The sequence below is a fragment of the Eubacterium sp. Marseille-QA0814 genome (assembly GCF_965119675.1).
Lineage (GTDB): Bacteria > Bacillota > Clostridia > Lachnospirales > Lachnospiraceae > Eubacterium_G.
Genome location: NZ_CBCPMG010000001.1, coordinates 1,933,364 through 1,945,644 on the forward strand (window position 1 = coordinate 1,933,364; position 12,281 = coordinate 1,945,644).

Below are 12,281 nucleotides of genomic sequence, written 5' to 3' on the forward strand. Positions count from 1 at the left end.
AATTATTTTTTGTTTCTTTTTCTATATGGAACGAATTCCCTGCCATTTCCTTCATAGAAACGACCAAAGATTTCGTAATATTCCAAACGAAGAACCTGTATACCAACTACAAGACCTTCCATTGCTAAAACAATGATGTTTCCGATAATTACAACGAAAATATTAGCACTGCCACCATTTTCCGCACCTGCCAAAGTCATTACAACCTGCATCATGGCTGCGTGGCTGATTGCAAAAACGCCAATACGCAGGAAGGATAAGGCATTTGATAAATAAGTGATTAAGTAATCAAACAATTCAAAAAATGCTGTGGCTGCAAAAATTCCCGGTGAATCATCAATAGGTTTCTTCTTTGCCAGTATGTTTTTCAAAGGTTCCTCTAAAAATATTAAAATTAGTGGTATAACAAACATAACTACCAGCAAAGCAGTTCCAGGTAATGGATGACCTGTCATGTATAAGAGAATAACAAGAATCACACTACCGTAGAAAATAAATCCTGTTACAGCATTAGGTCCAAACAACGCTTTCCCTAAATTCTTTTGTTTTATGGCTGTAGCAATGTTTAAAATCATGGTTGTTAAAATAACAAATGAACCAAATAAAAATGCTGCAACTAAAACAATGTTAATCTCACCTAAAAATGGAAGTGTCATCATGGAATCCAAAGGTTTTATAACTGATTCAAATTCAAAACCGAAGAAACTTCCAAACAGGGCACCGAATATACATGAGAACACTCCGGCGGCACAAACAATGCCGGCAAGATCCATTTTCTTAACTTTGTATAAAATGCCACCACCGATTACTAAACATAAGCCCTGACCTAAATCACCAAACATTACACCAAATATAAGTGCATAGGTAATTGTCAAAAACAGGGTAGGATCAAATTCATTGTAACCTGGTAAGCCATACATACGAACAAAAAGTTCAAATGGTTTGGCAAATTTAAAGTTTTTAAGCTTAGTTGGAGGAGTTGTTTTGTGATCCTCAACATCATCGCTTACAATACAAACAACATTTACGTCATTGTCTGTTTCCTTTAAAAGCTTTTTAGCTTCCTTACTTGTCATCCAACCACAAAGAACCTGAAATGTAACGCCGGAATCTTTTGTTACAGCAGCTAATTTTCTAACATCAAAATTGCTGTAAGCTGACTCAATTCGTCTAATGGCTGAAACCAGTTTATCCTTATTCTTCTCGATAATCTGATTTATTTCCTGTTCTTTTTGTTTTTTCTTTTCTTCTATTTCAGTTTTTTTATTAGCTATTTCCAAACATTCGTCATTAGGAAAGCCTTTATATTTCTTTGGTATAGCTATTTCGTCAAATCTAATGTTATGGAAATCTTTCTCAACTTCATCAAAATAATCTAATGGAGCGAAGAATACACCATAAACAAAATCCGTATCATTAAGAGTTGATATGAAAATCGCATTAATGTCGGGATCTAAGTAAGATTCAAACTTGTCGAAACTGCTTTTTGGAATTCTACCAAAACGATATTTGAAAAATTCCATGTCATAAATTCTTTTAAGAGTATAATTAAGTGTCTTAAAAGGTGCTAAAATGCCATAGTCCGTGTTAAGACTTTCTATTTCTTTGTCTAAGTCATCAATTTCACTTCTAACGTCAGCCAGACTGTCATCAATTTTGTAAAGGAACTTCTCAGCATCCTTTACACCAACATTAGAAACTTTAGCTTTTTCAGGTTCCTTAACAAGTTGCATTAACTCGTGACTTTTGTTAAGTGCAGCTTTAAAAGGATTTTCTTCAGAAAAAGTAGTAAATTGTTCGTTAGAACTAAATTCCGTTAGGGCATTTTCAAGATGAATGTCATGCTTGCTTAAATAATTTTCTACCAAATTATCAATCTCAGTTTTGGGACCGGCAAGAGTGACAAAACTCATTTTTTCAATCATTATAACACCCCTTTCTTCCTATTAATATAGTGTGCAATGTTTTCACTGTCATAACCATATCGTATACATTCCATTGCAGTAATAATTTTGGCAACTTCCAAACTTTTCAAATGTAGGTAAGCATTAATGGCTGCCAAAGAGTATGGGGCAGTTTTAAAATCTTTCATATATATGGTATTTAAAACGCTGCCAAATTGTGTTTCCATATCATCATAATCATTAAAACCGTAGGTCCTGCCATAATAGCATTTGTTAAGAAGTTCAAAAAATTCTCCGTCACTTTCACATTCAACAAAAGCCTTAATGTTAGAACGGTCAAGATTATAATATATTGGAATTAAAAACGAGTAGATTTGAGAATGAGAAACTGAGTAATAGTGTTTCATTCTGTAAATCCACAATATGTTAAGCAAATCAACCTGAGAACCAAAGGAGTTAATAAAATATTTCTTCTCGCCCTTTGGTACAAATGAGTCTGCATGATTCCAAATGTAACTAAAGAAAAATAAATCTAAAGACATTTCGTAATCAAATAAAACAGGGTTCTCCAAATTGGATACCGCCTTAATTACTTTCTCATAAACAGAACCATTTAGATTGCTTATAAATTCTTCCATTGTGTTAGAATTAACCAAATTATCAATATTTAATTTTGAATTTCGCTTAAAGTGTTTGTCTACCAACATCGGTATAGTGCTGCTACGACTGTCCATAATATTACGCATACAGGCTTTCAATGTGGCAATTTCATATTTCATAAAATAAAATTCCAAATATTTTCGTTGTGACGTTCCTGCAAAATGAAAAATCTTGGAAAAATCATGATAAGTTGAAAAAGTCAGTCGACTTTCTATTTCACCACGATGAGCCTGAGTAGAATCAATTCCGGATAAAACTTCCGAGTATGCCGGAAAAGTCTGAAGATAAGTAAGTAGTTCAGACACAGTTTTTAGTCCTGTAATTTCTTCGTATTGTTGGGAAGAAAGCAGTCGTTTCTTCATAGCTCTTATTTTGGTAGTCATACCACTGTAAGCAGTGAGTTTTCCTGATTTCATTGACTACTCCTTAATAATATTGTTAAAAATCTCCTGTGCAAGAGATTCAGTTTTTTCATTATATGCAGACTCTAACTTGGCAAGTTCAGCGTTGCAGTCTTTCTGATATTTAGCGATTTCCTTTTCGCTTTCCTTTGCAAGAGTCTTCTCGTATTCATTAACCTGCGCATTAACCTGATCTTCTAAGTTCTGGTCAAAAGCCTGCTTTTCCTTGCTAATGTAGTCAGCATATTTGGCTTTTTCATCCTGAGTTTTCTGCATTATCTTAGCAGAAGCAGAGTCAATGTTTGCAAGTTGGTCGATAATACTGTTAAGTTCCTGACTCATAGTAGGTCCTCCTTATTTTGATTGGCATTACAAATTCATAAAACATATGATAAATATAGGAAGTTTTATAAATTAATATGCCGTAAATATAAAAGAACCGGTTTTTGTACCGGTATTTAAAAATCATACATGAGTAATAAATCTCACAATTTAACTTTAGCACTTTTACAAGAAATTACAATAAAAAACTTGAAAAATTGTGCAATTAATCATAAAATCCTTAGAGACAATAATATATGAATATAATACTTTAAAAATTGTTAAAATATACACAAAAGGAGAAATTCATGAGATTAAGAAATGTACCCGGTTCAAGAGAAGCCATTGCCGATAACGATATGGCAATTAATGAACCAACAGAACTTAAAGGAAAGTGGAAGGAAGAGTTTGGAAATGACAACCCTATTAGAATTGAAATAGGAATGGGTAAGGGAAAGTTCATTACAACTCTTGCAATGGAAAATCCAGACATTAACTATATTGGAATTGAGAAATATTCAAGTGTACTTATTAGAGCAATCGAAAGATGTGAAGAGATTGAAGTACCTAACCTTAGATTTATAAGAATGGAAGCAGAATATATCTGTGATGTTTTCGAAAAAGGTGAAGTGGATAGAATTTACTTAAATTTCTCAGATCCATGGCCAAAGGACAGACATGCTAAAAGAAGATTAACTTCAAAACAGTTTTTTGAACGTTATGATGTAATTCTAAAAAAAGATGGTATTGTTGAATTTAAAACAGACAATGATTTATTATTCCAGTTTTCATTAGAGCAGGTTCCGGAAGCCGGCTGGGAATTAATAGAACAAACATGGGATTTACATAATGATGAAAGATTAATGCAGGGAAATGTTATGACTGAATACGAAAGCAAATTTTCACAAATGGGAAATCCAATACACAAGCTAATTGCCAAAAGATAATTTATTAGGAAGTTAAAAAGAGGAAAGGATAAGCAAAAAACTTAATCTTTCCTCTTTTATATAGTAAAAATTTATTTTTCTTCTGTTTGATTTTTAAATCTATCTTTTAATTTATTATATAATTTTTTATCAGGTTTATTTTTTCGTACCTTTTCATTAGTTAAAATTGGTAGGTCTATATTCTTTTCTTTAAGTCGTTTGTCTACGGCATCCTCAGTTAAACCGGTAATAACCGCAACACATGGAACACCAAGCAGCATACCGATAACACCGGCAAACCATCCACCAATAGTGATGGCAAAAATAATCCATAAAGGTCTAAGACCTGTTGAGTCACCAAGAATCTTTGGACCAATAACATTACCATCAAGCTGCTGAATAATAATAATTAAAACAGCGAATACCAATGCACTCTTTGGCGAGTAAATGCAAAGAAGTAAAACACTTGGTACACCACCAATGAACGGTCCAAAATATGGAATCATATTTGTTATACAAACAACAATGCTTACAAGCAAAGCACAATCGGAAAATCCTTTAACACCAAAGAACGAAATTACAATCATTGAAACAAAACATAAAAGACCAATAATAAGTGAGTCTACCATTTTGCCATCAAAGAAATCACTGAAAATTTTAATTGAACGTTTTGTCACATACCAGATTCTTTCAGCACGTTCTTTTTTGAAAAATGCAAAAACAACACGTTTAATTCCACGAGCCTGCATTCTTTCATCAATAATAAGGTAGCATGAGACAATAATGGCTACAATAAAATTAATAGCAAACTTCACAACAGAAACACCGGTTGTAACAATAGTAGTTGTAAGTGTTGAAATGAATTTGCTTAATGTACTTTGTAAAGTAGTATCAGCGTTAGTAACGGTATTCTGAATATATTTAAAATCAATATCAGGATATCTTTTTGAAAGATTATTGATAAAATCCATAATGCTGTTTGCCCAATCAGGCATTTTGTCAAGCAACTGCGTCAAACTGTCAATAATCTCAGGAATAAGATAAACCAAGCCAATTACCAAAACAGAAATAACAAGCAAATAGGAAAAAAGAATTGCAAGTAATCTGTTTAATGCATTATTTGTAATGTGAAGCCATTTCTTAAAAACAGTCTTTCTCATCCAAGAAACAAGAGGACTAATAAGAAAGGCAATTAAAATACCCATAAAAAAAGGTGACAAAGTAGATAACAGAGTATTAAGGGTGGCTGAAGTTGATTCCCAAAAGAAAACAGCTCTAATAATAATAGCCATAATCAAAACAGTTACAGTGCTGTAAATGCAAATAGTAAAATATCTACTGTTACCTTCGAATTTGTTTTTGTTATCGCTCATATAAGTCTCCTAAAAAATTCAATTTCATTTCCCACTTTTGTGCAAGCACAAGTAGGCTAATAACTTTTTGACACTGTTAAGTATAAATATAAAATGAAATAAGTACAAGGGTAAAAGTTGTACTTATGGTAAAATAAATTCATATATAATAGGTAGAAACTACATCAAGTAAGGCAAAAAAATAAAAAATTACAAAAAAGTTAAAAAAAATTGAAAAAACTCTTGAAAAAGTGTGAAGGCTAGTATATAATAACACTTGTCGCTGATGAAGTGACAAAAACAAAACAAGCGCCTCTAGCTCATTTGGTAGAGCACCTGACTCTTAATCAGGGTGTGCAGGGTTCGAGCCCCTGGAGGCGCACTTGCGGGTACCGTTTCGGACATTAAATTGCCTGGGGTGGTACTTTTCTTTGTGCGTAAGCAATGAGCAGTGTAAAATGGAAAGAAAAAGGACGATATGGTCTGAATGCTTGCATTCAAGACAGAGCGTCTTTTTTCTTTTTATTTAATGCGGCGAATGCCGCATCAGCGAGATGAAACGAAGTGCAATCGAGCTGTGCACTGCCTTATTTAAAGGCACATTCCACAAAATCCCTTATAAAACCAGAAACTTCTCTGAAACATAAAAGTAACTTGTTTTCCCCTGAAAAATACAATCTTAAAATAACTACCAATCTACATATTTCTGTTTTAAAATCATTATTAAAAAATTAATGTGACAACAACATCAACATTAAAAAACATCAATAAAAATCAGATTAAATTAGAAGGAAAAAGGTTCGAAAAAATCAATGTTATGTAAACCTTTCCCACAAATCTTCCCACAAGTTGTGGGAAGGATGTTATTTTCGATTATATTTTCTTATATCTATTCATAAATTATTTTGTAAAAAATCTTATCTCATCTTATCCTATCCTATCTTATCAGAAATAGCATTCTCAAATATATTGACAGCTTTCTTTCTGGATTTTTCAGTAACATGAGAATAAGTATTCAGAGTAATCTTTATATCTGAATGTCCAAGTAGTGACTGTACATCTTTAATGTTAGCACCATTTAATACTAATGTAGAAGCGTAAGTATGTCTTAAACAGTGAAAATGAAAGTGACTGATTTCAGGCAAATTCTTCTGAACTACTTTGTTACACCATTTGAGAGTTTGAGTTGTAAGTAATTCTCCATCAGGCTTTGTACATACAAAAGTTAAAGGAGATAGTGAAACGTTGGAATCAATATCATCCACATGAATTCCATGACAAAAACGTGTGGAATTCTTAATATAAGATTCGTTATAGTCCGTATAAATCTGACAATGTGATTTACCTCTTATTTCGGTTGTATGATAAAACTGATTCTGATACAAATCGCCATAGATTTTTTTGTCTCGTTGTTGCTCGTGTTTTGCAATTAATAAAATATGGGCAAGACTATCTCCAAAATCTATAGCTCGTGGCTTGCCATTTTTAGGAACTTTCAGCTCCCAAGTTTTCAAATCCTTGTCATAATACATCGAACGTCTAACATATAAAACCTGATTTTCAAAATCAATATCATCCCAAGTTAGTCCACATACTTCTCCGGCTCTCATACCTGTATGGTAAGCAATTTGAATTGGTAATGCCAAATAACAATAATCTTCTACGGAAGATAAGTAGTTAATTATTTTTAAAAATTCCTGATGCGTTATGGTTTGTATTTTAGCTTCATTAGAGTTACCAAAAAGAGAATTATCTTTTGCAACTTTTCTCTTTTTAACATATTGCATTAAATTTTCTCTAAGCAGTTTTTTGGGATAGACCGCATACTTAAACATATTGTTAAGAACAAGAAAAAATTTCCTCATAGTTGCTTTTGCATAAGGTTTGGCAATCTGATTGCCTTCATTGTCATAAACGCCAAAATATAATCCGTCAACATATTCCTGAATGTCTTCTATAGTTAAATCCTTTAATTTGATTTGAGAAAAAGGATTATTGTGAATATTATTTATTACATTTTTATATCCGTATTTGCCATTAGTGGTAAGATTACTATTTTCAATTTCGGCATTGTACCACATATCGGCAAGCTGTCCTACGGTTAAGGAACCAGCATAAAATATAGAACCATCCTGACGATATTCTTCAAGAGCCTGCTTTAGCATAAAAGTAGTTTCGGCTTTAGTTTGACCGCCCTTGAATTCATGCATTTTCCAATTTCCATCCTGATCTTTTATTCTAAATCGGTAATACCATTGAGAACCTTTTTTTCTTACACTTCCTGTTTGTAGTGATTCAAAATTATTCATATTATTTCCTTTCCAAGTTAAGTACTTGGGAAAGGATAATAGGTTAATATATCATTTTTCTTCAAGTAATTAACTTTTTATTTTTTTGTAACCATGTGAAATACCTCCTACATAAAATTATTTAAATATTATTGCTTCAAAAGAGCGTTAAGTCTGTTGTTTGCAACAGTTGGATTTTTTGCATAAGTTCTAAGAATATCGCTTAACTCGGTAAAAGTATTTATTGTACTGTTAAGCTCTCTTAAAAACATAACTTCATTAAACTCATTTGAAGAACTAAACCCAATAGTTTTAGCAATATCACTATTATCATTATTAGAATAATTAGAAAGAGCAAATTCAAAAGATTTGTTAAATTCTGCAAATTCATTTAATAATAATAAAAACATGTTTTTAGAAAACATTGATGCGTCTTCAGTTAAATTATTAGAGAAAGATTTTAAAACTGAATTGAATGAATCAATTAGTTTCAGTTCCATATAATCTTTTACATCAGAGTTCAAATCTGATGTTTCTCCACGTAACCATTCCGGTGTAGTGTGAAGTATTTCAGCAAGACTGTCCACAACAATTTTTTTAGAATTATCAATAAGTCCTGCTTCATATCTTTGAGCTGTGGATATATTAACGCCCATTTTGTCAGCTATATATCCTAAACTCAGATTTAATTCTTTACGTCTTTGCTTGATACGTTTTCCAATATCAGCACATAATTGTTTATCTCTCATAGGAATAAACTCCTCTCTTTAAGATAACAAAATAATATCATACATATTTGCATAATGCAATATTGAATATTGAAATTAATTTGCTAAAGATATTGACAAATTTTAAAAAGCAAATTATATTATAAAACAATAATTGCAATATGCAAGTGAGAAAGGAGATGATAAACATGCAAAATGCCAAATTAGCTTATACAGTAGAAGAAGCTTCAAAATCTACAGGTATAGGAAAGAATACTTTAAGAAATCTAATTGAGTGGAAAAAAATACCTGTAATAAAGGTAGGCAGAAAGTTTCTTATTAAAAAAGATGTGCTGGAAAATTTTTTGTCAAAAAATGAAGGCAGAGATTTAAGAATAAGAAATGATGTTGAAGCAATTAAATAATAGGAGGAATTTAAAATGGCAAAAAGAACATATGAAGAAAGAAAAGATGAACTTTCAAAGAAACAAATTGCATATTTGGAAAAGGCAAACAATTTAAAGGAACAGATTAAAGAGTTGGAAAAGAAGCAGGCTGAGGAAAATAGAAGAAAGCGAAATCACAGGTTAATTGAGGTAGGTGCAGCAGTTGAATCAGTTTTGGGAAAACCTATTGAAAAAGATGACATACCTAAATTGATAGGATTTTTAAACAAGCAGGAACAAAATGGTAAATATTTTTCAACAGCAATGGGAGTTAAGGAAACAAATGTTAATTCAAATAAGTAGTTTGTGAAAGGGAGTAGATATTTTTCTATTCCCTTCTTCTTTTAAGAAGGGCGCACTTATACGTGGGCGGAGCCCAACGTTTATAAACATTCGCGTTGCTCATTGTGCGCTCTTACTCAGAGGGAGCCAAACTATGCGTTTGGATAGCACCAAGTTTCACTTGGATGGAGGTGTAAATATGGCAATATATCATTTTACAACAAGAATAATTAAATCAAGTATTGGAAAATGTGCTGTTGCGTCAGCTGCATATATTTCAGGACAAAAATTAAAGGATACAAGACTTGGTTTATCTTTTAACTATACAAGAAAAGAAGAAGTTGTATTTGCAGAAGTACTCTTACCTAAAAATGCACCTGAAGATTTGGCTGATAGAGAAACTTTATGGAATGCAGTTGAAAAAAGGGAAAATAAACGAAACAGTCAGTATGCAAGAGAGTTTGAAATAGCAGTTCCCAATGAGTGGAATCGGGAGCAGACAATTTCAAGAATGCGGGAATTTATAAAGGAGAATTTTGTAAATAAAGGAATGGCAGCAGACTGGGCATATCATGAAAAAGAAGGAAATCATCATGTGCATTGTATGTGTACAATGAGAGCATTTAATAAAGATGGAAGTTGGTCAAATATGCGAAAGACAGAGTTCGCACGTGATGATAATGGAAACAAAATACCATTGCTTGATGAAAATGGAAAACAAAAGGTAAGAATCAGAAAAGGAAAGGGCGAAGAAAAACTTTGGAAAAGAATTGATGTGATTCAAAATCAATGGAATTCAAAAGAACAGCTTAAGGAATGGAGAAAAAACTGGGCTGATTATTGCAATAAATTTCTTATAGAGGAACAAAAAATAGATCATAGAAGTTTTGAAGAGCAGGGATTAGATATTGAACCTACAATTCATGAAGGCTATGCAGCAAGACAAATGGAACAAAAGGGAAAAGTATCAGACAGATGTGAGTATAACAGAAAAGTTAAGGAATCAAATAAACTGGTAATGCAGATTAAGAAGAGCATTGCTGAAATAACAAAAATATTAAAGGAAAGGGTTGAACAGATATATGAAAGAGTTGGAAGAGTTAAAGGAAGTATTGGCAGTGATAGAAAAGGTAGGGGATACATTGAGCCTAATGGAAGAACTGAATCAGGAAAACAGTCTGTTGAGTCAACAGGTAGATTCATTAATGATACAGAACAGAAAATTAATAGAACAGAACAAAACATTAAAACAACAGAATCAGCAATTGCTGAAATCAAAAGAAGAATGAGGAAGGAGAGTAGTAAGATAGATGACAGAATCAGAAAAATTAAAAATGAACGAGCTGGCAGACTTAGCAGAAGAACTGACAGCGGAGTTACAGCAGATGGAAACAACAATATTAACGCAGAAAGCAAAGATACAGAAACAATCATCAGACAACTTAAAACTGCAACAGACATTGCAGAAAGCATCATTGCAGATTCAGAATCAAGCAGAGAAAATAAAATCGTTGAACGAGAAAATAGAGAGCTTGAGCGAGAGCGACTTGCAGTTGAGGAAAGCAGAAGAAATGATGAAAGAAGCAATGAAAATAAAAGAACAGACAGACAGGCAAAGAGAAGATAACAACGCAATAATAAACGAAATCAAGGTGCAAAAGAAATTACTTGAAAATAAAGAAATAAAATTGTCAGAAAAAGAGAAAAAACTTGAATTAAGAAAGCAGGACTTACAAAAAGAAGTAAGTCAACAAGTCCTGATGGAAAAATTGAAAACAGAAAACCAAATGGAGAAAAGGTATAAGGGATTGATTTTTATATTATTTACATATGGAATTGTATTTTCGTTATGCGTTGCATATAGAAATAGTGTTTTGAAAAAAGACATTTTTCAAATTGGTAATTGGATTAAAAATATATTTATTAGAGTAATTAGATTAATTAAAAAAGCATATAACATTGTTGGATTGGAAATAAATTGTAATATAGGTAACAAAAACATGGAAGATGGTGTGAAAATATTGGCATATGTTGGAATAACAATAATGCTTTTGTTGATCGTTATGTTAATAATGGTTTTAGTTATAAAAATCGTAAAGCTGATTAGAAATAAAGTATTAGATAGAAACGCAGCTATAGTTGTATTAACAGAATTACTGGCAATAATTATTTTTGGAGATGTAATAAATAATTTATGGAAAATCAATTTAGTTATCGGTGCAATGGTTGTGTTGGTGATTTATGCCATTATAAAAGTGATGGTGAATGTTGAAGATATAGTTAGAAGAAATTATGTGCTGATATTAATAAGTGGGGGGATTGGAGTTGCGTTAGTTGTTTTTATGTTAGCAAAAGAATACATTAAATAAATTATTTGCATAATTAAAGTTGAATATGGTATAATTTGACAAAATCTACAAGAAAGATTACCATATGGTTGTGAAATTAGAGATTTAAATACAAAGTTGATTGTGATAGGAGGAAATATGAAAAAAACTAAAAGAATAATATTGGTGTTGATGACAATCTTACTTATGGTTATTGGGACAACTATAGTTAGTGCAAGTACTACATATGTGTATAATAAGGGGGATTGGAAAGTAAGACTCGATTCTCCTAATACAGATGGGAAAACCTATTGGCACTTGCATTTTTATCAGAAAGGTAAACATGTATATTGTTTAAAATTAAATAATTTCAAATATTGTGATGGAAAAAATGGTAAAGACAAAGTACCTAGAAAAGTAATGGAAAAGGTAATGGAACACAAAAAGGTTCAAAGTGCCGTAAAAACATATAATCCGAAAGTTGAAAGAAGTAGTGTATTTAAGTGGATACTCAAAGTGGGAGCAGTTACGGTTTCGGCAATCTTGGTTGTATTATCATTATTTAATATATTTACAGGGGTTGCTGATGATGCAGTCGCTTGGGCGTGCTTTTTAAAAGCATTAGCGTGGTAAAATATAAGGAGAATAAGGGGGATTGAAAAATATC

12 protein-coding genes and 1 tRNA gene are annotated in these 12,281 nt (G+C 31.9%); 7 read left to right on the forward strand and 6 right to left on the reverse strand.

Going from position 1 to position 12,281, the window contains the following annotated elements; translation table 11 throughout:
* Positions 1-2: 2 nt before the first annotated feature.
* The 3 genes from ACQY63_RS08950 to ACQY63_RS08960 are packed head-to-tail and all read right to left on the reverse strand — an operon-like array spanning position 3 to position 3,307.
* On the reverse strand, positions 3-1,925 hold the full coding sequence (locus tag ACQY63_RS08950) for a V-type ATP synthase subunit I (protein WP_412622725.1): 1,923 nt from the start codon (positions 1,923-1,925) through the stop codon (positions 3-5).
* Complete coding sequence (locus ACQY63_RS08955; protein ID WP_022165206.1) at positions 1,925-2,980, reverse strand: V0D/AC39 family V-type ATPase subunit; 1,056 nt, start codon at positions 2,978-2,980, stop codon at positions 1,925-1,927. Before ACQY63_RS08955 ends, ACQY63_RS08950 begins: the two co-directional genes overlap by 1 nt.
* Positions 2,981-2,983: 3 nt before the next feature.
* Complete coding sequence (locus ACQY63_RS08960; protein ID WP_412622727.1) at positions 2,984-3,307, reverse strand: hypothetical protein; 324 nt, start codon at positions 3,305-3,307, stop codon at positions 2,984-2,986.
* Positions 3,308-3,594: 287 nt separating this feature from the next.
* Between ACQY63_RS08960 and trmB the strand changes: the two genes are divergently transcribed.
* Complete coding sequence (trmB, locus tag ACQY63_RS08965) at positions 3,595-4,233, forward strand: tRNA (guanosine(46)-N7)-methyltransferase TrmB (RefSeq protein WP_118000007.1); 639 nt, start codon at positions 3,595-3,597, stop codon at positions 4,231-4,233.
* 71 nt (positions 4,234-4,304) lie between these two features.
* Here trmB and ACQY63_RS08970 read toward each other — a convergent pair whose 3' ends face one another.
* A complete protein-coding gene (locus tag ACQY63_RS08970) occupies positions 4,305-5,585 on the reverse strand; it encodes an AI-2E family transporter (protein ID WP_412622729.1) in 1,281 nt (426 codons plus the stop codon).
* Positions 5,586-5,873: 288 nt separating this feature from the next.
* On the opposite strand from ACQY63_RS08970, the gene ACQY63_RS08975 reads away from it, so the two are divergent.
* Positions 5,874-5,946 (forward strand) — tRNA-Lys (locus tag ACQY63_RS08975).
* Between the two features lie 550 nt (positions 5,947-6,496).
* Here ACQY63_RS08975 and ACQY63_RS08980 read toward each other — a convergent pair.
* Positions 6,497-7,873, reverse strand: a complete 1,377-nt coding sequence (locus tag ACQY63_RS08980; protein WP_021953577.1) for a tyrosine-type recombinase/integrase — start codon at positions 7,871-7,873, stop codon at positions 6,497-6,499.
* Between the two features lie 128 nt (positions 7,874-8,001).
* Positions 8,002-8,601: a helix-turn-helix domain-containing protein gene (locus ACQY63_RS08985; RefSeq protein ID WP_021953576.1), complete on the reverse strand. Its 600-nt coding sequence runs from the start codon at positions 8,599-8,601 to the stop codon at positions 8,002-8,004.
* 167 nt (positions 8,602-8,768) lie between these two features.
* Between ACQY63_RS08985 and ACQY63_RS08990 the strand changes: the two genes are divergently transcribed.
* The 5 genes from ACQY63_RS08990 (at position 8,769) to ACQY63_RS09010 (ending at position 12,247) form a co-directional block, all read left to right on the forward strand.
* Entirely contained in the window at positions 8,769-8,984 is a 216-nt protein-coding gene (locus tag ACQY63_RS08990; protein ID WP_021953575.1) for a helix-turn-helix domain-containing protein, read from the forward strand.
* A gap of 15 nt (positions 8,985-8,999) precedes the next feature.
* Entirely contained in the window at positions 9,000-9,308 is a 309-nt protein-coding gene (locus ACQY63_RS08995; protein WP_021953574.1) for a hypothetical protein, read from the forward strand.
* A 178-nt stretch (positions 9,309-9,486) separates the two neighbouring features.
* Positions 9,487-10,914 carry a MobQ family relaxase gene (gene mobQ / locus ACQY63_RS09000; RefSeq protein ID WP_021953573.1) on the forward strand — a complete coding sequence of 476 codons (1,428 nt, stop codon included), beginning with the start codon at positions 9,487-9,489 and terminating at the stop codon, positions 10,912-10,914.
* The gene (locus tag ACQY63_RS09005) at positions 10,862-11,656 is read left to right on the forward strand and encodes a DUF6040 family protein (protein WP_428245068.1); all 795 of its coding nucleotides are present in this window, start codon (positions 10,862-10,864) and stop codon (positions 11,654-11,656) included. The genes mobQ and ACQY63_RS09005 overlap by 53 nt, the downstream gene beginning before the upstream one ends.
* Before the next feature lie 117 nt (positions 11,657-11,773).
* A complete protein-coding gene (locus ACQY63_RS09010) occupies positions 11,774-12,247 on the forward strand; it encodes a hypothetical protein (protein WP_021953571.1) in 474 nt (157 codons plus the stop codon).
* Positions 12,248-12,281 lie beyond the last annotated feature (34 nt).

Coding starts and splice junctions, on each gene's coding strand:
- ACQY63_RS08950 (WP_412622725.1), bottom strand. CDS start 1,925: ATGATTGAAAAAATGAGTTTTGTCACTCTTGCCGGTCCCAAAACTGAG.
- ACQY63_RS08955 (WP_022165206.1), bottom strand. CDS start 2,980: ATGAAATCAGGAAAACTCACTGCTTACAGTGGTATGACTACCAAAATA.
- ACQY63_RS08960 (WP_412622727.1), bottom strand. CDS start 3,307: ATGAGTCAGGAACTTAACAGTATTATCGACCAACTTGCAAACATTGAC.
- trmB (WP_118000007.1), top strand. CDS start 3,595: ATGAGATTAAGAAATGTACCCGGTTCAAGAGAAGCCATTGCCGATAAC.
- ACQY63_RS08970 (WP_412622729.1), bottom strand. CDS start 5,585: ATGAGCGATAACAAAAACAAATTCGAAGGTAACAGTAGATATTTTACT.
- ACQY63_RS08980 (WP_021953577.1), bottom strand. CDS start 7,873: ATGAATAATTTTGAATCACTACAAACAGGAAGTGTAAGAAAAAAAGGT.
- ACQY63_RS08985 (WP_021953576.1), bottom strand. CDS start 8,601: ATGAGAGATAAACAATTATGTGCTGATATTGGAAAACGTATCAAGCAA.
- ACQY63_RS08990 (WP_021953575.1), top strand. CDS start 8,769: ATGCAAAATGCCAAATTAGCTTATACAGTAGAAGAAGCTTCAAAATCT.
- ACQY63_RS08995 (WP_021953574.1), top strand. CDS start 9,000: ATGGCAAAAAGAACATATGAAGAAAGAAAAGATGAACTTTCAAAGAAA.
- mobQ (WP_021953573.1), top strand. CDS start 9,487: ATGGCAATATATCATTTTACAACAAGAATAATTAAATCAAGTATTGGA.
- ACQY63_RS09005 (WP_428245068.1), top strand. CDS start 10,862: ATGAAAGAAGCAATGAAAATAAAAGAACAGACAGACAGGCAAAGAGAA.
- ACQY63_RS09010 (WP_021953571.1), top strand. CDS start 11,774: ATGAAAAAAACTAAAAGAATAATATTGGTGTTGATGACAATCTTACTT.